General features: G+C 38.4%; 22 protein-coding genes. 17 read left to right on the top strand and 5 right to left on the bottom strand.

The genetic code is table 11. The features are described from left to right. The first annotated feature begins 100 nt into the window (after window positions 1–100). The 5 genes from BUB03_RS16405 to BUB03_RS16425 all read left to right on the top strand — a co-directional run bounded on the left by BUB03_RS16405 (window position 101) and on the right by BUB03_RS16425 (window position 3922). A complete protein-coding gene (locus tag BUB03_RS16405) occupies window positions 101–706 on the top strand; it encodes an LURP-one-related family protein (RefSeq protein ID WP_040996675.1) in 606 nt (201 codons plus the stop codon). Window positions 707–728: 22 nt separating this feature from the next. Beyond that, the gene (locus BUB03_RS16410) at window positions 729–1220 is read left to right on the top strand and encodes a hypothetical protein (protein ID WP_040996677.1); all 492 of its coding nucleotides are present in this window, start codon (window positions 729–731) and stop codon (window positions 1218–1220) included. Between the two features lie 108 nt (window positions 1221–1328). Further along, on the top strand, window positions 1329–2774 hold the full coding sequence (locus BUB03_RS16415) for an aminoacyl-histidine dipeptidase (RefSeq protein ID WP_073065146.1): 1446 nt from the start codon (window positions 1329–1331) through the stop codon (window positions 2772–2774). 12 nt (window positions 2775–2786) lie between these two features. Next, entirely contained in the window at window positions 2787–3338 is a 552-nt protein-coding gene (locus BUB03_RS16420) for a putative glycolipid-binding domain-containing protein (RefSeq protein ID WP_073065148.1), read from the top strand. 2 nt (window positions 3339–3340) lie between these two features. Further along, a complete protein-coding gene (locus BUB03_RS16425; protein WP_073065349.1) occupies window positions 3341–3922 on the top strand; it encodes an LOG family protein in 582 nt (193 codons plus the stop codon). 92 nt (window positions 3923–4014) lie between these two features. Here the strand turns inward: BUB03_RS16425 and BUB03_RS16430 are convergent, their stop codons facing one another. Both BUB03_RS16430 and BUB03_RS16435 read right to left on the bottom strand, forming a co-directional pair. Further along, a complete protein-coding gene (locus BUB03_RS16430; RefSeq protein WP_073065151.1) occupies window positions 4015–4344 on the bottom strand; it encodes a 2Fe-2S iron-sulfur cluster-binding family protein in 330 nt (109 codons plus the stop codon). A gap of 12 nt (window positions 4345–4356) precedes the next feature. Continuing rightward, entirely contained in the window at window positions 4357–5412 is a 1056-nt protein-coding gene (locus BUB03_RS16435) for an NAD(P)/FAD-dependent oxidoreductase (protein WP_040996684.1), read from the bottom strand. Window positions 5413–5569: 157 nt separating this feature from the next. Between BUB03_RS16435 and BUB03_RS16440 the strand changes: the two genes are divergently transcribed. After that, entirely contained in the window at window positions 5570–6337 is a 768-nt protein-coding gene (locus BUB03_RS16440) for a DUF3108 domain-containing protein (protein ID WP_040996686.1), read from the top strand. 279 nt (window positions 6338–6616) lie between these two features. On the opposite strand, the gene pheS is transcribed toward BUB03_RS16440, so the two are convergent. Together pheS and BUB03_RS16450 are read right to left on the bottom strand one after the other, a co-directional pair. Continuing rightward, window positions 6617–7627 (bottom strand): phenylalanine--tRNA ligase subunit alpha, encoded by a 1011-nt coding sequence (gene pheS / locus BUB03_RS16445; protein WP_040996687.1) that lies wholly within the window; start codon window positions 7625–7627, stop codon window positions 6617–6619. A gap of 126 nt (window positions 7628–7753) precedes the next feature. Further along, window positions 7754–8413: a YceI family protein gene (locus BUB03_RS16450; RefSeq protein ID WP_073065154.1), complete on the bottom strand. Its 660-nt coding sequence runs from the start codon at window positions 8411–8413 to the stop codon at window positions 7754–7756. Between the two features lie 75 nt (window positions 8414–8488). On the opposite strand from BUB03_RS16450, the gene BUB03_RS16455 reads away from it, so the two are divergent. Continuing rightward, entirely contained in the window at window positions 8489–9424 is a 936-nt protein-coding gene (locus BUB03_RS16455; RefSeq protein ID WP_073065156.1) for a sulfate/molybdate ABC transporter ATP-binding protein, read from the top strand. Window positions 9425–9780: 356 nt separating this feature from the next. On the opposite strand, the gene BUB03_RS16460 is transcribed toward BUB03_RS16455, so the two are convergent. Beyond that, the gene (locus tag BUB03_RS16460) at window positions 9781–10125 is read right to left on the bottom strand and encodes a zinc ribbon domain-containing protein YjdM (protein ID WP_073065159.1); all 345 of its coding nucleotides are present in this window, start codon (window positions 10123–10125) and stop codon (window positions 9781–9783) included. Between the two features lie 318 nt (window positions 10126–10443). On the opposite strand from BUB03_RS16460, the gene BUB03_RS16465 reads away from it, so the two are divergent. The 10 genes from BUB03_RS16465 (at window position 10444) to BUB03_RS16510 (ending at window position 21694) form a co-directional block, all read left to right on the top strand. Further along, window positions 10444–11649 (top strand): RsmB/NOP family class I SAM-dependent RNA methyltransferase, encoded by a 1206-nt coding sequence (locus BUB03_RS16465; protein WP_040996695.1) that lies wholly within the window; start codon window positions 10444–10446, stop codon window positions 11647–11649. Window positions 11650–11830: 181 nt separating this feature from the next. Then, a complete protein-coding gene (locus BUB03_RS16470; protein ID WP_073065162.1) occupies window positions 11831–13498 on the top strand; it encodes a GLPGLI family protein in 1668 nt (555 codons plus the stop codon). Between the two features lie 318 nt (window positions 13499–13816). Then, window positions 13817–15487 carry an asparagine synthase B gene (gene asnB, locus BUB03_RS16475; RefSeq protein ID WP_073065164.1) on the top strand — a complete coding sequence of 557 codons (1671 nt, stop codon included), beginning with the start codon at window positions 13817–13819 and terminating at the stop codon, window positions 15485–15487. Window positions 15488–15755: 268 nt separating this feature from the next. Continuing rightward, entirely contained in the window at window positions 15756–16568 is an 813-nt protein-coding gene (locus tag BUB03_RS16480) for a hypothetical protein (protein WP_040996697.1), read from the top strand. Window positions 16569–16706: 138 nt separating this feature from the next. Further along, a complete protein-coding gene (locus BUB03_RS16485; RefSeq protein WP_073065167.1) occupies window positions 16707–18110 on the top strand; it encodes an MFS transporter in 1404 nt (467 codons plus the stop codon). Between the two features lie 171 nt (window positions 18111–18281). Next, the gene (locus BUB03_RS16490; protein WP_073065170.1) at window positions 18282–19157 is read left to right on the top strand and encodes a pirin family protein; all 876 of its coding nucleotides are present in this window, start codon (window positions 18282–18284) and stop codon (window positions 19155–19157) included. 138 nt (window positions 19158–19295) lie between these two features. Continuing rightward, on the top strand, window positions 19296–19607 hold the full coding sequence (locus tag BUB03_RS16495) for a GNAT family N-acetyltransferase (protein WP_073065173.1): 312 nt from the start codon (window positions 19296–19298) through the stop codon (window positions 19605–19607). Window positions 19608–19660: 53 nt separating this feature from the next. After that, entirely contained in the window at window positions 19661–20560 is a 900-nt protein-coding gene (locus BUB03_RS16500) for a pirin family protein (protein ID WP_073065176.1), read from the top strand. A gap of 23 nt (window positions 20561–20583) precedes the next feature. Beyond that, a complete protein-coding gene (locus tag BUB03_RS16505) occupies window positions 20584–21123 on the top strand; it encodes an NADPH-dependent FMN reductase (RefSeq protein ID WP_040996706.1) in 540 nt (179 codons plus the stop codon). Then, a complete protein-coding gene (locus BUB03_RS16510) occupies window positions 21116–21694 on the top strand; it encodes a TMEM175 family protein (protein ID WP_073065179.1) in 579 nt (192 codons plus the stop codon). Before BUB03_RS16505 ends, BUB03_RS16510 begins: the two co-directional genes overlap by 8 nt. Window position 21695 lies beyond the last annotated feature (1 nt).

A 21695-nucleotide genomic window follows, 5' to 3' on the forward strand; every position in this document is an offset into this window, starting at 1 on the left:
AGCTGATATCTAAAATCTTGACTCCTGGCTCCTGGCTCTTGACTCGAGATTCTAAAAAAACCTTTATCTTTGGGGTTCTAATATGAAAAAAATAAACTAAATGGTACTTAAAAATCTAAATTATCCTCTGGATTTCAAATTCAAAATCTCAACTTTAGCAAGTGACTTCAATATTACTGACAGAAACGGAAACTATGTGGCCTACGTTCGTCAGAAAATGTTCAAGCTGAAGGAAGATGTTATTGTTTTCAATGATGAAAGTAAATCTAAGGAACTTTTCAGAATTAAAGCCAACCAATGGATCGATTTCAATGCGTCTTATTCTCTGAATGACCTTACTGACAACAAAAACTACGGTAGATTGGCCAGAAAAGGAATGCGCTCGCTTTGGAAGGCAAGCTATGATATCCTTGATTCGAATGACCAGCCGAAATTCAAAGTTCAGGAAGACAGTGCATGGGTAAGATTCTGGGATAGTTTCGTAGGGGAAATTCCTTTGATCGGAATGTTTACAGGCTATTTCCTGAATCCATCTTACACCGTAACGGGAGTTGACGGAAAAGCTTATTTTAAAATGAAAAAAATGCCTTCATTCTTCGGAAGAAGATTCCAGCTTGACAGAATGATCGATATTGATGACGAAGACGAGAGTTTAGTGATCTTATCTTTATTGATGATGGTCCTTCTGGAAAGAGCCAGAGGCTAAAAAAAATAAAACCACACAGACAATGAAATATTTAATCATTTTCTTTTCAGCGTTTCTTTTAACCGCATGTAAAAAAGATAAGGAAACCATTCAAAGTTCCACTTCTGCAGATTCTTTAACCGTCGTTAAGGATTCAGCAAAAGCAGAAACAGCATCAGGAAAAATACAGGTAGACATTATCCCTTTTCCAAAAGAGATTAAAGAGTGTTCCTGCTATTTTGCCAGAAATAAAGCGGATTTTGAAGCAGAGAAATACATCTATGCCGACGATGCCGGAAAAACTGCCTATATGAAGCTTGACGGCAAAAGATTGGCTATGAACCTTATTTCATCAAGCGACATGGAAGTAGATGAGGAGCTGACAAAAGAAATTGAAAGCAACGACTACAAAATTTCTGTAAAAGGCAAAAAAATAAAAAACGAAGAAGCTTTATTATTTGAAGGTACACTGACGATTGAAAAACCGGATGGTACTGTGGAAACATTGCCTATTTATGGAGAATGCGGATGCTAGAAAAACAAAAGGGTAAAAAAATAAATTACCTTCCTCCTATTTATAAAAAATGCTTCCGGATTCACGGAAGCATTTTTTATTTTGTAATTTTGATAAAAATAAAATTTCATGGAATTATCTAACATAGAACCGCAGATAATCTGGAAGAATTTTTCCAAATTAAATGCAGTTCCAAGACCGTCTAAAAAAGAAGAAAGGGTGATTGCCTTCATCAAAGAATTTGGTGAAAATCTGGGATTGGAAACAACTGTAGATCAGGTAGGAAATGTAATCATCAAGAAACCTGCTACTCCCGGAATGGAAAACCGTAAATCCGTTGTCCTTCAGTCGCATCTGGATATGGTATGCCAGAAGAATAATGATGTAAACTTTGATTTCGAAACCGAAGGAATCAAAATGGAGGTTGACGGAGACTGGGTAAAGGCAAAAGGAACCACTTTGGGGGCCGATAACGGTTTAGGAGTAGCCACCATCATGTCTATCCTTGAAAGTTCAGATATCCCTCATCCGGCTATGGAAGCTCTTTTCACAATAGACGAAGAAACGGGGATGACAGGCGCCTTAGGTTTAAAGCCGGGACAGCTTACGGGAGAAATCTTATTAAATCTTGACACCGAAGAAGACGATGAGATCGATATCGGCTGTGCAGGTGGTGTAGACGTAACCATTACCCAAAATTACGGAACAGAAGATGTAAAAGGACAGATTGTAAGACTTGAGGTAAAAGGCCTTCAGGGAGGACATTCGGGAATGGATATCCATAAAGGCTTCGGAAATGCCAATATTATACTGGGAAGACTTTTCTACAGTGGCTTGGCCAAACAGAATATTCAATTGATCTCTGTAGACAGCGGCGGATTGAGGAATGCTATTCCAAGAGAAGGTGTAGCAATTATCTCTGTGAGAAATTCCCAGGAGTTCATTGAAGAAGTTACTGTTCTGAAAAAAGAAATTCTTGAAGAATTTGCTTCTGTTGAGCCTGGTTTACAGATCAATATCGAAAATTCAACGACTTCTGACAAAGCAATTTCTGAAGAAGACTCAAGAAAGGTTATTCTGACTTTAAAAGCCCTTCATAATGGTGTTTACAGAATGAGTCCCGATGTGAAAGACCTTGTAGAAGCATCCAACAACGTAGCCAGAGTAGAATTGAAGGGCGGTGAGCTTAAAATTTTAAACCTTACCAGATCATCTGTAGATTCATCCAAATATTCTGTTGCGGAACAATTAAAATCCGTTGCAGAACTGGCAGGAATGAACGTTGAATTCAGCGGTTCTTATCCGGGCTGGAAACCAAAACCGGGTTCTGAGATCGTACAGCTGATGGAAAAGATCTACACAGAAAAATTTGGCGAGAAACCTCATGTAGTAGCATGTCATGCAGGCCTGGAATGTGGGATTATCGGAGCTAATTATCCTGCAATGGAGATGGTAAGCTTCGGCCCTACCATCAGAGGGGCACACTCTCCTGATGAGAAAGCTAATATTCCTTCTGCACAGAAGTTCTGGAGCTTTACTAAGGATATTTTAGCGAATATTCCTGTTAAAAATTAAAAATAACACTCAATGGATCCGATAATTTGGAAAGGTATACTCTATCATTCTCTAGAATATTTCAATCTGATTGAAAATAGAGAAAATTATGTGGTTATCTCAAAAATTATCGGTTCTTTTGAAAATACAGCCTATTTTGTTAGTTATCAGATAACGATCGACAAAAACTGGCTTGTTCAAAATTTCACCGTTGAATATGAAGTCAATGGAAAAAAATCCAATCTTAAAGGACTAAAGAACGGGAACAGTTGGAACATTAATGATACCGACCGTCCCGAATTTTCAGATTTCAAATACATTGATATTTCATTAACTCCTTTCACCAATACATTACCTATCAACAATTTAAATTTACCTGAAGGGCAATCCAGTGAAATAAATGTTATCTATATCAACATTTTAGAGGACAAAATCATACCTGTCAAGCAACAATACACCAAAATAGGTAAGTCCGGGTATATCTATGAGAATATTCCCAAAAACTTTAAAGCCCAGATTTCCGTTGATGATTCAGGTTTAGTTGAAAATTATCCCGGTCTTTTTGAAAAAGTATACTATAAATGATGATGAAAAATATTACAGTATTCTGCGGTTCAAGCTTCGGCTCGGACGATATTTATAAAGAGCAGGCAACCTTGCTTGGAAAAACATTAGCCAAACAAAACATTCAGCTTATATATGGCGGCGCAGATGTAGGCTTAATGGGAGCTGTGGCAGATGGAGCTTTAAATGAAGGCGGAAAAGTGACAGGAGTTCTTCCCCACTTTCTGCAATCTAAAGAAATTGCCCATAAAAATCTTACCGAACTTATCATCGTAGAAACCATGCATGAAAGAAAAACAAAAATGAATGATCTCTGTGACGGCGTTATTGTTCTTCCCGGCGGCTACGGAACTCTGGAAGAATTCTTTGAAATGATCACCTGGGCACAGCTTGGACTTCATACAAAACCAATCGGAATTTTAAACATCGATGGATTTTATGATGATCTGATCAATCTGGTTCAAACGATGGTTGATAAAGGATTTCTAAAGCAGATAAATCGTGACATGCTTTTGATAAGTGACAGTATTAACGAACTTTTGGATAAAATGAGAAATTATCAGGCTCCTACTGTTGGGAAATGGATTTCTAAGGAGGAAATATAAAGCGCTGTATTATTGATAATAGAATAGTTAATAAAAAAAACAAACCCGTCCGGATTTCGGACGGGTTTCTTATTACGATTAAAAAATATTTTCTAAGGATAAGGAGCAATCTCCACTTCCAGACCTTCCATTTCATCCATCATATGCAGCTGGCATCCCAGCCTGCTGTTCTCTTGAACATGGAAAGCTTCTCCCAGCATAGCATCTTCTTCATCGCCCATCGGCTCAAGGCCCGGATCATTGATCACATATACCTGGCATGAGGCGCACATCGCCATTCCTCCGCATACCCCGATCGTTCCCTCTTCCGCCAATTCATAAGAACGGATGATCTCCATCAGGTTCATAGACATATCTGTAGGTGCTACAACATCATGGGTTACCCCTTCCCGGTCGGTGATCTTAATATTGATATCTGACATAATAGCGCAAAATTAGTCAATTTTTTTCACAACTGCTTTTTCCGCTTCCTTACGGCTTCCGTCAAATCCGTCTACCCCGCTTACGGTCGTATATTTCAGTACAAATTTCTTCCCTGGATTCAGCCTGTTGTAAACACTCTGACACATTAACGTTGCTTCATGGAAACCACAAAGGATCAGTTTTAATTTTCCGGGATAAGTATTGATATCTCCAATCGCGTAAATTCCGTCAATATTGGTTTGATAATCCAATGCATTGTTCACTACGATGGCATTTTTCTCGATATTTAATCCCCAGTTTCCGATCTCACCCAATTTTGGAGTCAGTCCGAATAAAGGAATAAAATAATCCGTTTCAATATCATAAGCTTCCTGCCCTTCGATCTGTACCGTGATCGCTTCCACTTTTCCGTCACCTTTAATTCCGGTAACTTCAGCAGGGGTAATTAATTTAATTTTACCTTCATTCTTAAGATCCTGAACTTTTTCCACTGAATCCAAAGCACCTCTGAATTCATTTCTTCTGTGGATCAAAGTCACTTCACTTGCAACGTTGGAAAGGAAAACACTCCAGTCCAGTGCAGAATCTCCTCCTCCGGCAATCACTACTTTTTTATTTCTGAAATGTTCAGGTTCTTTTACGAAATATTCAAGACCTTTCTCCTCATAATCAGCAACATTTTCGAAAGTAGGCTTTCTTGGTTCAAAAGTTCCCAGTCCACCGGCAATGGCAATTGCCTTACATCTGTGAACCGTTCCTTTGTTGGTCACTACTTCAAACCACTCATCATCTACTTTTGTGTAAGAAACTGCAGTTTCTCCCAAAGTAAATCCAGGCTGGAACTGCTTAATCTGTTCCATTAAATTATCCACTAATTCTCCGGCATTCACTGAAGGATATCCCGGAATATCGAAAATAGGTTTTTTAGGATAAAGCTCTGCTAACTGTCCTCCCGGCTGTGGAAGCGCATCGATAATATGGCACTTCATTTTCAGTAAACCTGCTTCAAAAACAGCAAAAAGCCCGGTAGGTCCGGCTCCTATGATCAATATATCAGTGGTTATCATAATAAAAAGATAATTTAATTATACATGTAAGTGCAAATTTACTAATTTTAATGCGAAGCATATTTAATTGATTCTAAATAAAAACCTGAGATTTGTCAAATCCTTGTAAATACTTAAGAATCTTAAATTTGGCAATGTTTTTGTTAAATGTCATACCATGAAGAAAATTTTAAATCTTTTTGCAATATTCATGTTCCTTTTAGGCCATGCTCAGATCGACAATATTGCTGACGGTGAATCTATTACATTCAGAATCCATTACGGAATACTGAATGCCGGAACCGCCAATCTTACCGCAAAGAAAACCAATTATATGGGAGCTCCCCATCTGTATGTGAAAGGCACGGGCCAGACTACAGGTGCCGTAAAAGCTTTCTTTAAAGTAGAAGATTTATATGAAAGTTTCATCAATACAGAAACAGGACTGCCGAGTTTTTATGTGAGAAATGTGCGTGAAGGAAGTTACAGGCAGCATTTCGAGACGGTTTTTAACCATAGTAACAATACGCTGATCTTAACTGATAAAAAGACGCCCGCCAACGGTTCAAAGGTCATTAAATCAGTAAAAGGGGTTCAGGATATGCTTTCATGCTTTTATTATTTAAGAAGCAAAAGTACAAGTGAACTGAAGGTGGGAACGGTGATCAATATGAATGTCTGGATTGATGATGAAATGTTTCCGTTTCAGCTGAAAGTGACGGGAACAGAAGATTTAAAGACAAAATTCGGAACCATCAACTGTTTAAAGATTATCCCGTCTGTGAAAAGCGGAAGGGTTTTCAAGGAAAAAGAAGGAGTAACGATGTGGGTGACCAACGACGCCAATCATATTCCTATGCTACTTAAAGCGGAATTGGCCGTAGGCTCCCTGAAAGCAAGTATTGATGATATTAAAAATGTAAAATATCCTTTAAAGTATAAGTAAGACTATCAGTCTTTTTAATGTATAAAAAGCCGGCAAAAAAATTTTTGCCGGCTTTTTTATTTCGAGAATGTAATAGATCATGATTTTTGATTGTCTTATTAATAACAGCAGGCAAGACAATAGTATACAATACTTCAAATCCACTCAGCCTGATAGTAAAATCTAAATATTTATTAAGTACACGTTGTAATTTTCAATACAATCGTTTTTAATTACGTTTTGTTTCTTAGGTCAGTAATTAAAAACAAAAAACCTCCGGAAATTCCGGAGGTTTGATTTTTATAATGTTTTAAACTGTTCCAAAGTTCTGATATCATTTTCGAAGAACATTCTGATATCGCTCATCTGGTAAAGCAGCATGGTAATTCTTTCAATACCCATTCCGAAAGCATATCCTGAATATTTTTCAGAGTCAATGTTTACATTTTTCAGAACGGCAGGATCTACCATTCCGCATCCCATGATCTCCAGCCATCCTGTTCCTTTAGTGATTCTGTAATCGGTTTCAGAGTTTAATCCCCAATAGACATCAATTTCAGCACTAGGTTCTGTGAACGGGAAATAAGAAGGCCTCATTCTGATCTTCGACTTTCCGAAAAGCTCGGTTGTAAAGAACTGGATCGTTTGCTTCAGATCTGCAAAGCTTACATTCTCATCAATATACAATCCTTCAATCTGATGGAAGATACAGTGTGAACGTGAAGAAATAGCCTCATTTCTGAACACTCTTCCCGGGGAAAGAATTCTGATCGGCGGCTGGTTTTCTTCCATATAACGGATCTGTACAGAAGAGGTATGCGTTCTAAGAAGGATATCCGGATTCTGTTCAATAAAGAATGTATCCTGCATATCTCTTGCCGGATGGTATTCAGGAAGATTAAGTGCCGTAAAGTTATGCCAGTCGTCCTCTATTTCCGGACCGTCTGCAACCGCGAAACCTATGGATTTAAAAATTTCAATGATCCTGTTTTTCACCAGATTGATCGGGTGTCTGGACCCAAGATCCAATGGAAAAGCAGGTCTTGTAAGGTCTTCTTTTTCAGTAACAACAGCAGACTGGGAAGCATCTTTCAGATCCTCCAGCTTTATAGCAACAGCCTGTTTTAAAGAATTAATCTTTTGTCCGAATTCTTTCTTCTGGTCGTTTGGAACTTCTTTAAATTTTTCAAAAAAATCATTCAGAACACCTTTTTTACCATTATACTTAATCCGGAAGTTTTCAATTTCCTCTTTAGATGTAGCATGGAAGCTGTTTACTTCGGTAAGTAGTTCTTCTATCTTTTCTATCATTGTTTTACCCTTTCAAAATGTTTTGCAAAAATACGTTTTTTAAGTTTAATAATGAATCCGTGATAAAAAAATCTGCCCCTTTACGGGAGGCAGACTTCAATCACTTATTTCACTTAAATAAAAAAATTATTTCTTTTCCAAAGCTTTAACGTTGATCTGAAGAGTTACCTCATCCTTAATCACACCGTTTTCAGCAGGAGCCTGGAACTTTACGCCAAACTCTTCTCTTTTAATATCCTTAGGTTCAGTAGCCACACTCACTTCACCGTCCTTCACAGAAACATTGGCTTTAAACTGAACCGGCTTTGAGATCCCCTTGATCGTTAAATTTCCATCAAGAAGCGTATTATAATCTCCTTCCGCAGAAGGTGTTACTTTAGTAATTTCAAAAGAAGCTGTAGGGAATTTTTCCACTTCAAAAAAATCACCGCTCTTAAGGTGGCCGTTAAGTTTTCCTAACTGCTCGGCATCATCTTTAAGGTCTACAGACGTCAGAGAGTTCATATCCGCTACAAATTTTCCGCTTTCAAGCTTTCCGTCTTTTACCGTCACATCACCACTTTCGAATTTGATGGTTCCGAAATGGCTTGTACTTTCAGACTTGAATATTTTATATCCCTTCCACTCCACTTTACTGTTCAATGTATCCAGTGTGTACTGGTTCCCGTCTTTTGTAGTCGTCACTTCGTTGCTTTCGCTGGTCACCGGTTTGTCTTTTTTACAAGAAACCATCACAGCTGCTACAAATAAAGCAGGAATAGCTAAAGAAAACAGTTTTTTTCTCATTTTTGATATATTTTTATTACTTCCGCTAATATAATAAAAAATTTTATTTTTTCCTAAAAACCTTACATTTGTATTATGCTTTTAGAAATAAACAATTTATATTTTTCCCACACCAAAGATAAGCCCCTGTTTCAGAACCTTAACCTGAGTTTTGAGGAAGGCAGGATCATTGCACTTGCAGGAGAAAGCGGCTGTGGAAAATCTACATTGCTCAATCTGATTTATGGACTGCTGGACTGGCAAAGCGGTGAAATTATTTTTAACGGAACCCGGCTTTTAGGCCCCAAAGGAAATCTCGTTCCCGGGGAAGCTGAGATGAAACTGGTCGCCCAGAACTTTGATCTGATGCCATATGCCACCGTGGCTGAAAATGTAGGGAAATTCATTTCTAATATTAATCTAGCACAGAAAAAAGCAACCGTTATGGAGCTTCTGGAAGTGGTGGGCCTTCAGGAATTCGCCCACGTGCTGCCCAAATATCTAAGCGGAGGACAGCAGCAGCGCGTTGCCATTGCCCGGGCTCTATCTGTACTTCCTAAACTTCTTATTCTGGATGAACCTTTCAGCAATCTCGATTTTCCCAGAAAAATAGAACTTAGGGAAAGACTCTTCAGATATGTAAAGCAGCACCGGATTTCCCTGATCATTTCTACCCATGAGCTGCAGGACATTATGCCGTGGCTTGACCAGATTGTTATTCTGAAAGAAGGAAGGCTGATCCAGAATGACAGCCCGGAGGAAACCTATAAAAGTCCTTATAATACTTACGTTGCCAAACTTTTTGGAGAAGTGAATATATTCAGTGAAGAGGAAAAAACAAAATTCCAGCTTCCTAAATTTTCCTATTATCCTAAAGATATCAAAATTTCAGACAACGGAACTGAAGCTGAACTTCTGGAAAGCAGGTTTGCCGGAAATCATTACTGGAACAAGATTAAAGTAAGGAATAAAGAACTTGTTGTTTACACAGATGCTAAAGTAGAGGGAAATATTAAAGTATCGTTTGGGTAATGCAAAACAGCAGAAGAACAAAATCGCGATAGAGAAAAAAGACAATTAATTTTCTTAGCTTATTAGCTTTCTTCTCCTTACAGTGACTCTCTCAAGCCATTTTACCTTTTTGCTGTTTCGCCCTTCAGCAACCTGTAACTTATACATTCCCTTATAGTTATTGTTAATATGTGGATAAAAAAAATACAAATCTAAGAAGCGTTTTGAAACTTTTTCTTACATTTGTATTTCCACAGCATAAGGAAATTTTTGGTTAATTCTCTTTCTGCCTTAAAGACGGACATTAGCACCTCCCTGCAATTAAGTCTTTTGAAAGATTACACTGTCCAATTCTTTCCTTTTTTTATTTTCCGGCCTTAAGCTTTCTTCACAAATTCTGATTTTAAAGCCATAGATCCGAAACCATCAATTTTACAGTCGATATTATGGTCGCTCTCCGGTCTCAGACGGATATTTTTAACTTTTGTTCCCGCTTTTACAGGTTTTGGTGCTCCTTTCACAGGAAGATCTTTGATAACCACTACAGAATCTCCATCCTGAAGCTCATTCCCGTTTGAATCCAGTATCTTCCCTTCATTTGCTGTTTCAGCAGCTGTTTCCTCCGGGCTCCATTCATAGAAGCACTGAGAACAGGTCATCATATTATCGGTTGGGTAAGTAAATTCGGAGCCGCATTTCGGACAAAGTACAGTATCACTCATATTTTTGATTTTTGCAAAGGTAAGATTTTTGGATCAGAGTTAGAAGCCTGATGTAGAAACTAAGATTAAAGAGGCAAGAACCAAGAATCAAGACTTCAGATGTGAGATTTCAGATTTCAGACCGTTTCCTCAACAATTTAACTGCCAACCAGCATCTGGCAACATAAATCAAGTCTCTCAAACTCTAAAACCCTCAAACTCTCCCACTTCTAAAACCCGAAACACTAACCTCCTATCCCGAATCCCGAATCCCGAATCCCGATTCAACTCTCAACTATAATTTGTACCTTTGCAGATTCAAACAGCGAAGCAAATTTTATGGAACTTATTCACAGAAACCTGGCAATCGGAATTCACGATGCTTTACAAGAAACATTTTTCGAGAAAAACAAATACGCCGATAAGGTGATCGAAAGACTTTTAAAAGCTCATAAAAAATGGGGAAGCCAGGACAGAGCCGTTGTTTCTGAGATTTTCTATAATATCATCCGCTGGAAAAAACGTCTTGAATATTATATGGGTGAAGGCGTAAAACCTGACAACATTTATAAGCTGATCATCGCCTATCTTCTTTGGAGCAAAACCAATTACAAAAAGTTTGAGGAATTTGACGGAATTAAAATCGCAGATATCCTTACCAAACTTAAAAAGAATACCGTTCCTACGAAAGCTATTGAACACTCCATTCCTGAATGGCTGGCCGAAACTTTGGAAAAAGAATTAGGTCCTGGCTGGGAAAAGGAAATGCACGCTTTAAACGAGCAGGCTCCTACCGTATTAAGAGCCAACAGCCTGAAAACAACACCCAAAGAACTTATTTCTGACCTTTCAGACGAAGGTGTGGTGGCTTACACTGTAAGAAACTATCCGGATGCTGTACAGCTTGAAGAAAAGAAAAACGTGTTTCTTACCACAGCTTTCAAAGAAGGATTATTTGAAGTTCAGGATGCTTCTTCCCAGAAGATCGGATATTTTCTTGACGTAAAAGAAGGTCAGAGAGTAGTGGACGCATGTGCCGGAGCGGGCGGAAAAACACTGCATTTGGCTGCTTTGATGGGAAATAAAGGCCAGATTGTAGCTTTAGATATCTTCGAATGGAAACTTGCCGAACTGAAACGCCGTGCAAAAAGAGCGGGAGCCCACAATATTGAAACCCGTATGATCACGGACAATAAAGTAATCAAACGTCTTCATGATAAAGTAGACCGACTTCTGATTGACGCCCCATGTTCAGGACTTGGTGTTTTGAAAAGAAATCCGGACAGTAAATGGAAGATTGACCAGGATTTTATCGACAGGATAAAGAAAGAACAGCAGCAGATTCTTCAGGATTATTCCAAAATGCTTAAAGTAGGCGGAAAAATGGTGTATGCTACATGTTCTATCCTACCCTCTGAAAACAATTTACAGGTAGAAGAGTTTTTGAAAAACAATACAGGTTTTAAATTCATTAAAGAAGACAAAGTAATGCCAAGTCAAGGCTACGATGGATTCTATATGGCATTGATCGAAAGAGTTTCTTAATGATCTGAAACCACTAAAATATACAGCTGCCTTATTCCAGGGCAGCTTTTTTATTGAATATGAATTTTATCCATATTCATAAATTATTTGTAACATCTGCATCGCAAATCCCTACTTATAGAATAGTGTAAGTCATTTCAGGCATCATCAGGAAATAAATCATCTGCGGAAAACTTTTATTATGTACAAAAGAACTCTTTTTAACTTCATAGCTCTACTCATTTGTTATCTTTCATATGCGCAAACTTATGAAGTTCAGTATACCAGTTCTTATAACGGAAAAGTTCTTACCGAGCAGCCTCCTACTCTGGTATGGGCCGATGCAAAAGAAAATTTTATTCTGAACAATACGATCAGGGAACAGAAAAGTGATTATCCGTTTGAGATCACCAAAGTAGAAAAGCCTTCCAACACCATTGTTTCGTATGCATTTCTGAAACCGGGAGAAATTATTTCCTCTCCGGATGCAGAATCAGTGGGAAAGCAAAACTTTGAGCTAACGAATGAAACGAAAAAAATTCTGGGCTATAATTGTAAAAAAGCGGTTACCAAGATCAATTCAAATACAATTGAGATCTGGTATACCAACGACCTGAAAATTACAGGCGGACCATCTGTTTTAGGACAGAATTTAGGATTTGTCCTGGAAGTAGAAAGAAATAAAAATTCCCTGGTTACTGCAAGCTCAATCAAAAAAATAAAGAAAACGGATATTGACCGTATTTTAACTGGCTCAATACAATCTACAGATTTATTGGGATACAAAGATCTTCTATGGAAAAGCCGTTTCACTACGTTGAAAGTTTTTGAAAATGAAACCATCAATTTTTCAGATGAATCGAAATCGGATGAACACATTAAAAGATTCGCCAACGGAACAATCATCCTTAAGAAAATAAAATTTCCTGCCATAAAAGAAGGCGAAAATATATTTGCTGAAATAAAGCAGCAATCCAACGGTGATGCTTACGACAGAACAGGAACCGTATTTTTTATTCCACAGGATAAAGCTTCGTCTTTCTTTGACGGACTTGAAAAAGGAGCCAAAACACTTCCTGTTTACGAGAACGGAAACGGAAAACAGTATTTTGGAGTAGCAGCCACTGAAAATTATAGTCCTGCGGTAGAAATGATGAGATTTTTTACTGCTTTTGGAATTCAGAAGTTCAATCATATTCAACTGAAGGGAAAAGACTGGCAAACCATAAGTCCGTACCGTCAGGATATCACAGAATTAAAACCTTCTCTCTCTGAAAAAGAGCTATGGATAGGCACTTTTATCGGGAATTATGATAAAGGGGGTCATAAAGTAAGCCTTGAAATCACTATTCATAAAAGTGACCAGACCGTTCATAAAAACAACGTTGCCATTCCTTTATTCAATACTTTGAACATCATGGAAATGGCCGGGCAGGACTACTCTACCATGTTTGATAAGGACAAAGGGCTTTTTGTAGAGTTTACCTTAAAAAAAGATATAAAAAATGCTCAGCTGAGATATATTACTACCGGACACGGAGGCTGGGAAAACGGGGATGAGTTTGTTCCGAAGACCAATTCCATTTTCTTAGACGGAAAAATGACATTTTCTTTTGTTCCGTGGAGATCAGATTGTGGTTCTTACAGACTTTACAATCCTGCATCGGGGAATTTCCCGGACGGACTCTCTTCATCAGACCTCAGCAGATCAAACTGGTGTCCCGGTACCGTTACAAATCCTGACTTTATTCCGCTCGGAGATCTGAAATCCGGAAAGCATACGATACAGATAAAGATCCCTCAGGGAGCATCAGAAGGCACAAGTTTCAGCTCCTGGAATGTTTCAGGCCTTTTGCTTGGGTACCAATAAAACAAAACCTTCTTGCAAAGAGAATTGCAAGAAGGTAAAAACACAAATGATGAAAAAAAATTATTTCGAGCCACAAAGTAAGGGCTAAAATTCATATAATAAATTACCATATATTAATAATTATTTCATTTTAATTTTGTATAGGATATAACATTACTTTTCTTCAGCGAAAAAAATCAATTAAACACAGCCTAATTGATGCAAAAAGTTAATATTTTTCATTTAAATAATTTAATTGATTAAAATTTTTAACTTTTATTTATTTTTTATTGTTATTTTTAAACATCAAAACTAATTTTGCTTCAAATAAGTAACAATATGTGTGGAATCGTATGTTTGTTTGACGCCAAACAAAAGACCGAAATACTAAGACCTCAGGTTTTAGAAATGTCAAAAAAAATCCGTCACCGTGGTCCGGACTGGAGCGGTGTATATCAGGATGACAAAGTTGTATTTTCTCATGAAAGGCTTGCCATTGTAGATCCTACTTCAGGAAAGCAGCCTTTATTTACCAAAGACGGAAAAGTGGTGCTTGCAGTGAACGGAGAAATCTACAATCACAGAGAATTAAAAGAAGAATTTCCGGATTTCGAATTTCAGACCCAGTCGGACTGTGAAGTAATCCTGGCCCTGTATAGAAAATATGGAAAGAATTTCATTGAAAAGCTTAACGGAATTTTCGCATTTGCGCTTTATGATATAGAAAACGGGATCTATCTGATTGCCCGTGACCATATGGGAATCTGCCCTCTTTACCAGGGGTGGGACAAAAACGGCAACTATTATGTTGCTTCCGAACTGAAAGCACTGGAAGGTGTTTGCAAAACCATTGAAACATTCCTTCCCGGACATTTTGTATACAGCCCTGACGGAACAGAACTTCAGCAATGGTACAAAAGAGACTGGGAAAGCTTTGACAACGTAAAAGATAACGACACCGATATATCAAAAATAAGAAAGGGCCTTGAAGATGCTGTTCACAGACAGCTGATGAGCGATGTTCCTTATGGTGTCCTTCTTTCCGGAGGTCTGGATTCATCCGTTATTTCAGCAGTTACGGCAAAATTTGCACGACAGAGAGTGGAAAGCGGTGACACCCAGGAAGCATGGTACCCAAGACTTCACAGTTTTGCAGTGGGTTTGGTAGGATCTCCAGACCTGGCAGCAGCAAGAAAGGCAGCAGACCATATCGGATCTGTACACCATGAAGTTAATTTTACCGTTCAGGAAGGACTGGATGCAGTGAGAGACGTTATTTATCATCTGGAAACTTATGATGTGACGACCATCAGGGCTTCCACTCCTATGTATCTTCTGGCAAGAGTAATCAAATCCATGGGAATCAAAATGGTACTGTCCGGAGAAGGTTCAGATGAATTATTCGGAGGCTATCTGTATTTCCACAAAGCTCCTAGTGCAAAAGAATTCCATGATGAAACGGTAAGAAAACTAAGCAAGTTACACCTTTATGACTGCTTAAGAGCTAACAAGGCACTGATGAGCTGGGGAATTGAAGGCAGAGTTCCTTTCCTGGACAAAGAATTCATGGATATTGCCATGAAGGTAAACCCAAAAGACAAAATGATCAGTGCTTCAGAAGGAAAAATAGAAAAGTGGGTATTAAGAAAAGCTTTTGAGGACATTCTTCCCGAATCCATTGTCTGGAGACAGAAAGAACAATTCTCAGACGGTGTAGGATATTCCTGGATCGATACCTTAAAAGAAGTTGCTGAAAAAGAAGTTACTGACGAAATGATGGCCAATGCAAGATTCAGATTCCCTCTGAACACTCCTCAGAACAAAGAGGAATACAGATACAGAACCATTTTCGAAGAACATTTTCCAAGTGAAACAGCGGCAGCAACCGTTCCTTCAGTTCCTTCAGTAGCCTGCTCCACTCCTATCGCTCTGGAATGGGATGAGGCTTTCAAAAAGATGAATGATCCGAGCGGAAGAGCAGTGAAAGTACATGAGACGAGTTACGAGTAAAGAGTTTCGTGATGCGTGGTTCGGGTTTAAGGTTGAGAGTTAAAGGGTTTTAGGATCTGATCTATGTTGCTGGATGTAGGTTGACAGTTAAATTATTCACCATTACTCATCTCATCTTCTATTTTTAATCATAAAATTATCAATCCTGTAGAAATACAGGATTTTCTTTTGAATAACGTTAATAATATCAATATAATTTAACCGACAATCAAAAATAATATCTAAGAAATAATTATATTTGGACAACGAAAATATCAATTATAAAAAAATGAGAAGAAATCTTACTGTTTTGTTTGCCTTATTATCCATCAGTTTTGCTTTTGGACAGGGAAAATATGGCAAATACTTAAATTCAAAAAAGCTTGCCTTGTCTTACAAAAGTGTGAAAGATGTAGATAAGGACGACTATTATCAGCAGTATTACTGGCTGGTAAAAGCAGAACAGCTTAAAACGTATCCTCACCTGAAAGATGTAAAGCCTGTCGTTTTATATGAGTTTGTGAAAAAAGTAAATCCTCAGAATCCTACCAAAAAACTTGATGAAAGAGGAAAAGAGCTCAGAGCAACTGCAGAATTATCTTTAAATCAGTATTTTAAAAATAAAAAATTCGAGAATAATTCAGTGTTGATGTACAACCTTGAAACCTATGTGGATCCGTCTAAAGGACAGTACTATACTAAAGTAGATCCCGAAAAGATCAAAGAACTGGTTCCAAAAGAATTATTCGCCTTCAATTCTTTAAACAGAAACTTAGGGGAAGAAAAAACCTACTACCTGTGGATCGATAAGAAAAAAGACGATTTCAAAATTGTAGATATCATTCCTGATGAAAAAGAAGACAAAGCTTTTTATACAAGATTAAAACAGTATCTTCCCAACTATAAGTTTTCCAAATATGTTCCTTCTGTAAAAAAAGGAAACAAATCGGACAAAACAGACGTAGATTACTATTACATCATGCCGTTCGAACAAAACACCGATAATATCGAATACAAAACAAAAGATTTCAAAACTTTCATTTTAAGCCAGTACAGAAAAGCCGGTGACGAGTGGAAAGGAGTCGAAAAAACAAAAAAATAATTAAAAAAGTCCTGTGAAAATTCACAGGACTTTTTTAATTTTATATGAAATTCTTTATCTAAGGATTAAAGCGCTTCACACGGAAGCCGATTTCAATAAAAAAAATCTGGAAGCAAAGACACTTCCAGTCTGCATCGAATGATAGAAACAAGCCCGCAACAGACCTCAGTAAAAAAAATACTTCCGCTTATCCTTGCCACTGCTATTTTTATGCAGATGCTGGATTCCACCATCCTGAACACTTCCCTGCCTTCCATTGCAAAGGACCTGAATGAATCTCCGCTCAATATGCAGAATGCCATTATCAGCTACGTTCTTACCCTGGCAGTCTTTATGCCTGCAAGCGGTTTTCTGGCAGACCGGTTTGGAACAAAAAAGGTATTTATTTTTTCACTGGTGCTTTTCAGCATAGGTTCCCTGTTCTGCTCCATGTCACAAAATCTTACCCACCTTGTTATTTCCAGAGTTATTCAAGGGGTTGGAGGAAGTTTAATGACGCCTGTCGGAAAATTGGCACTCATTAAAACTTTTGATAAGAACGAATTGCTTAAAGCTATGAACTTTGCCATTATTCCTGCCCTCATCGGCCCTGTACTTGGTCCGCTGGTCGGAGGATATATGGTGGACTATCTTTCATGGCACTGGATTTTCCTGATTAACATTCCTATTGGTTTTCTAGGAATTATCCTTGGCTTAAAATATATGCCCGATTACAAATCCACCGATGTCGATTTTGACCTGAAAGGATTTTTAATCTTTGCTGCCGCATCACTTCTGCTTTCCATTTCACTGGAACTTTTCGGAGATATTCAGAATATCACCCCGGTCCTTGTTGTATTCATCCTGGGATTTTTATTTCTGTACTATTATTACAAACATGCCAGAAGAGGCGGAAATCCTATTTTCCCCTTAGACCTGTTTCAGGTAAGAACTTTCCGGGTAGGAATCGTCGGGAACCTTGCCACACGTTTAGGAATCAGTTCTGTTCCTTTACTGCTTCCCCTGATGATCCAGATTGCTTATAAGCAGTCGGCAGTGACTTCAGGATGGATCATTGCTCCTATGGCTCTTACCGCGATCTTCGGAAAATCATCCGTTATAAAAATTTTGAATAAATATGGCTACCGTCAAACCTTAATGGTCAATACCTTCATTATCGGAACCCTGATCTGCATGCTTGCTATTCCCGATATCCATACTTCTCTATACTGGTTTGTTCCTATTATTGCCGTATTAGGATTTTTCAACTCTATCCAGTTTACCTCAATGAATACCATTTCCATTGCAGATCTCAGAAACTTTCAAACCAGTAGCGGGAATTCCCTGCTATCAGTCAATCAGCAGCTGGCTATCGGGTTCGGGATTGCTTTCGGACTGATTGTTTTAAAATTGTTTGAAAGCTCTGAACTTATCAAGGGGGAGAGCCACAACGCCTTCCGCTATACTTTTCTTACTGTAGGAATACTGACGATTATATCCGGTTTTGTTTTCAGAAGGCTCCATATTTCGGACGGAAAGAATATGAAATCAAAAGAGGATTAGTCAAAGATGGCTGAAAAAGCGAAGAGGCGAAACAGCAAATTTGCTTCGCCATAGGGTTCACCGTTTAGCCCTTTCGCCTTTTCATCTTTCATCTTTCATCTTTACGAACTTAACACAGATCAATGTCCCCGATTTTCCACTTCAGTATTTTTGTTATATAAAATTCATATTATGACAGCGAAAAAAGTAGAAATCGTGGTATCACCGAAACCTGCACATTTTGTGGGGGACGGTTTTAGAGTTCATAATTTTATCCCGGGCGTGCAAGGTTTGGACATGAAAAGAATGGACCCGTTCATTATGCTTGATTACAATTCGAAATTCCATTTCAATGGTTCAGAAAGGCCGCGTGGTGTAGGAGTACATCCTCACAGAGGTTTTGAAACCGTCACTATAGCTTATCAGGGTAAAGTAGAACATCATGACAGTGCCGGCGGCGGCGGGATCATAGGAGAAGGAGATGTACAGTGGATGACGGCAGCCAAAGGAGTTCTTCATAAAGAATATCATGAAACCGAATGGTCTAAAAAAGGCGGTATTTTCCAGATGGTCCAGTTATGGGTCAACCTTCCTGCAAAAGATAAAATGAGCTGCCCGAAATACCAGGCCATAGAAAATTCAGCTATGAAACGCGTTGATCTTGGTGATAATGGTTTTGTGGAAATCATTGCAGGAGAATATAATGGACAAAAAGGACCTGCATACACTTTTACCCCCCTGAACATGATGAATGCAAAATTAAAAGCCGGCGGAAAAGCTGAATTCAGTTTCCCTGCTCATTTTAATACCGCTGCATTGGTTATTGAAGGGAGCATTACTGTAAATGGGGAACAAAAAGCAGCGTCAGATCATTTCGTCCTATTCAGAAATGAAGGGGAAACTTTCAGTATTGAAGCTCATGAAGATTCAATAGTACTGATCATCAGCGGAGAGCCAATTAACGAACCTATCTATCCTCACGGACCTTTCGTAATGAATACGAGAGAGGAAATTATGCAGGCCTTTGAAGATTTTAATACCGGAAAGTTCGGCTATCTGGAAGATTAAGAGATTTAAATTTATCTTAATCTTAAATTATTCCTTTTTTATTAACTTTATATACTTGTGTTTGGTGAGCTGCAAAGAAATGGATTTAAATTTTGTGTCTTTGCAATCCGCCAGCTAATTGATTATACAGAAAGAATTATGAAACCTGAATTTGAAAATATTCCTCTTGTAAAAACAGGAAAAAGATTTGAAATAGAAATCGACGGACATTTCGCCTTTATTGACTACCGTGAAATGGGCCACCAGATTGCTCTGGTACATACCGAAGCTGCTCCCGAACTGGCAGGTACGGGAGCAGCCGTTGCTGTCGTGGAAAAAACTCTGGCTTATATTGAAGAAAATGAGAAAAAGCTTCTTCCGTTCTGTCCCTATGTCTTTGCTTACATTAAAAGACATCCGGAGTGGAAACGTATCGTTGATGAAAGATTTGAAGGGTACGATAAACTGTAACCACAAACTAAAAATCTATTTTCATTAATCTAAATTTAAACACTTAATTTATTATGTCAAATATCGGACTTATCATAGAGGAAAAAGCAGCAGATATAGGAAATTTCCTGGTGGGTAGACTTCTTCCCTTCCGTGAAAAAAGAGCAGTCGGACCATTTGTATTTATCGACCATATGGGGCCTTCTGAACTGAAAGATTATCAGAACCTTGATGTTCCCCCGCATCCCCATATCGGATTATCAACTCTCACTTACCTTTTAGAAGGATCTATTTTTCACAGAGACAGCATAGGAAGTGCTGTTGAAATAAAACCGGGAGCCGTTAACTGGATGACTGCCGGAAAGGGCGTTGTGCATTCGGAAAGAACTCCTGAATATTTAAGACACAGCGATAAAAGACTCCACGGATTCCAGATCTGGGTAGGTCTTCCAAAGCATCTGGAACAGACTGAGCCTACTTTCCACCATATTGAAGCAGATGAAATTCCGGTGTGGGAAGAAGATGGAATTCAGTATAAACTGATTGCGGGTGAAGCATTCGGAAGACAATCTGCGGTTCCTGTTCACAGCAAATTATTTTTTATTGAGATCAAAACCAAAGAGGCAAAGAAAATAAGCATCGGGAAAGATCTTTATGGAGAAGCAGCCATGTATGTGCTGGACGGTACGGTTTCAACAGAAGGAAATACTTATGGTTCAAAGCAGTTAATGATTGCCAAAGACACAAAACTATGTGAATTCGACATGAGCGAAAATGGTACGGTGTATCTTTTCGGTGGAGAGCCTTTTGACGAGGAGCGTTTTATATTCTGGAATTTTGTAAATTCAGACAAGGAACTGATCGACCAGGCCAAAGTGAACTGGAATGACCAGAACCACGATGCTTTTCCTTTGGTTCCCGGCGACGAAAAAGAATATGTTCCGCTTCCGAAGGCCGTTTTAAATAGAAAATAACCGTTAGCACAGAAAGATAAACCATGAAAATATTAGCATTTGCAGGAAGCACATCTTCTACTTCCATCAACAGGGAACTTGTAAAATTTGTTCTGAAAGATTTCCAGGATGAAGAAATCAACCTGATCGACCTTAATGATTTTACGATGCCAGTTTTCTCTGTAGATCTTGAAAAGAAAGGTTTCCCGGACGAAGCCCATAACTTTTTAAAGCAGATTGAAGAATGTGATGTGATCATATGCTCTCTTGCGGAACACAACAGGTCTTACAGCTCCGCCTTTAAAAATGTCTTCGACTGGTCGTCAAGGATCAATGTGAAAGTTTTTCAAAATAAGCCTATGTTCCTGATGAGCACTTCACCCGGAGGATACGGCGGCGGTAATGTGATGAATACGGCAAAGACTTTTTTCCCGCAGTTTGCGGCAGACGTCAAAGAGACCTTTTCACTGCCTAAATTCTATGAAAATTTTGATCTCGAGGCTGGTGTCATCAATCCTGATATGCTTAAAGATCTTAAAGACAAGATAGAAAATTTTAAAAACGAGGTTAAAACCAATGACTAAGGGGAGACTGGAAGCTTTCAGTGATGGTGTTTTAGCCATCATCATTACCATTATGGTTCTTGAACTGAAGGTTCCGGAAGGAAACAGCTGGGCCAGCCTCAGACCTCTTTTCCCAAAATTCCTCGCTTATATTTTCAGTTTTATCTATGTGGGAATCTATTGGAATAATCATCATCACCTGTTTCAGGCAGTAAAAAAAATAAACGGAAGCATTCTCTGGGCTAACCTCCACCTGCTGTTCTGGCTTTCTTTAATGCCTGTTGCTACAGAATGGATAGGAACAACGCATTTTGCAAGTAATCCGGTGGCAGCCTACGGAATCTGTGTGATTATGTCCGCAGTGGCCTATACCATTTTAGAAAACCTGATTATTAAGTGCGAAGGTGAAAATTCAAAGCTGAAAGAAGCTATACATTCAAAATTTAAAGAATATATCTCGATCGTATTTTATGTCCTTGGAATCGCTATTTCATTTTTTTATCCCTATATTGCCATAGGTTTTTATTATCTCGTGGCTCTCATATGGCTGATTCCGGACAGAAGAATCGAAAAATCCCTAAAAGAAAATTAAT

The organism is Chryseobacterium oranimense, from assembly GCF_900129755.1.
Classification (GTDB): Bacteria; Bacteroidota; Bacteroidia; order Flavobacteriales; family Weeksellaceae; genus Chryseobacterium; species Chryseobacterium oranimense.

Bases quoted from the DNA above. Each gene is read 5' to 3' on its own strand.
- pheS (WP_040996687.1), bottom strand. From the start codon at position 7,627: ATGATAGAAAAGATAGAAGAACTACTTACCGAAGTAAACAGCTTCCAT.
- BUB03_RS16460 (WP_073065159.1), bottom strand. From the start codon at position 10,125: ATGAGTGATACTGTACTTTGTCCGAAATGCGGCTCCGAATTTACTTAC.
- BUB03_RS16425 (WP_073065349.1), top strand. From the start codon at position 3,341: ATGAAAAATATTACAGTATTCTGCGGTTCAAGCTTCGGCTCGGACGAT.
- BUB03_RS16410 (WP_040996677.1), top strand. From the start codon at position 729: ATGAAATATTTAATCATTTTCTTTTCAGCGTTTCTTTTAACCGCATGT.
- BUB03_RS16505 (WP_040996706.1), top strand. From the start codon at position 20,584: ATGAAAATATTAGCATTTGCAGGAAGCACATCTTCTACTTCCATCAAC.
- BUB03_RS16510 (WP_073065179.1), top strand. From the start codon at position 21,116: ATGACTAAGGGGAGACTGGAAGCTTTCAGTGATGGTGTTTTAGCCATC.
- BUB03_RS16500 (WP_073065176.1), top strand. From the start codon at position 19,661: ATGTCAAATATCGGACTTATCATAGAGGAAAAAGCAGCAGATATAGGA.
- BUB03_RS16485 (WP_073065167.1), top strand. From the start codon at position 16,707: ATGATAGAAACAAGCCCGCAACAGACCTCAGTAAAAAAAATACTTCCG.
- BUB03_RS16440 (WP_040996686.1), top strand. From the start codon at position 5,570: ATGAAGAAAATTTTAAATCTTTTTGCAATATTCATGTTCCTTTTAGGC.
- BUB03_RS16450 (WP_073065154.1), bottom strand. From the start codon at position 8,413: ATGAGAAAAAAACTGTTTTCTTTAGCTATTCCTGCTTTATTTGTAGCA.
- BUB03_RS16430 (WP_073065151.1), bottom strand. From the start codon at position 4,344: ATGTCAGATATCAATATTAAGATCACCGACCGGGAAGGGGTAACCCAT.
- BUB03_RS16470 (WP_073065162.1), top strand. From the start codon at position 11,831: ATGTACAAAAGAACTCTTTTTAACTTCATAGCTCTACTCATTTGTTAT.
- BUB03_RS16435 (WP_040996684.1), bottom strand. From the start codon at position 5,412: ATGATAACCACTGATATATTGATCATAGGAGCCGGACCTACCGGGCTT.
- BUB03_RS16415 (WP_073065146.1), top strand. From the start codon at position 1,329: ATGGAATTATCTAACATAGAACCGCAGATAATCTGGAAGAATTTTTCC.
- BUB03_RS16495 (WP_073065173.1), top strand. From the start codon at position 19,296: ATGAAACCTGAATTTGAAAATATTCCTCTTGTAAAAACAGGAAAAAGA.
- BUB03_RS16490 (WP_073065170.1), top strand. From the start codon at position 18,282: ATGACAGCGAAAAAAGTAGAAATCGTGGTATCACCGAAACCTGCACAT.
- BUB03_RS16405 (WP_040996675.1), top strand. From the start codon at position 101: ATGGTACTTAAAAATCTAAATTATCCTCTGGATTTCAAATTCAAAATC.
- asnB (WP_073065164.1), top strand. From the start codon at position 13,817: ATGTGTGGAATCGTATGTTTGTTTGACGCCAAACAAAAGACCGAAATA.
- BUB03_RS16480 (WP_040996697.1), top strand. From the start codon at position 15,756: ATGAGAAGAAATCTTACTGTTTTGTTTGCCTTATTATCCATCAGTTTT.
- BUB03_RS16465 (WP_040996695.1), top strand. From the start codon at position 10,444: ATGGAACTTATTCACAGAAACCTGGCAATCGGAATTCACGATGCTTTA.
- BUB03_RS16455 (WP_073065156.1), top strand. From the start codon at position 8,489: ATGCTTTTAGAAATAAACAATTTATATTTTTCCCACACCAAAGATAAG.
- BUB03_RS16420 (WP_073065148.1), top strand. From the start codon at position 2,787: ATGGATCCGATAATTTGGAAAGGTATACTCTATCATTCTCTAGAATAT.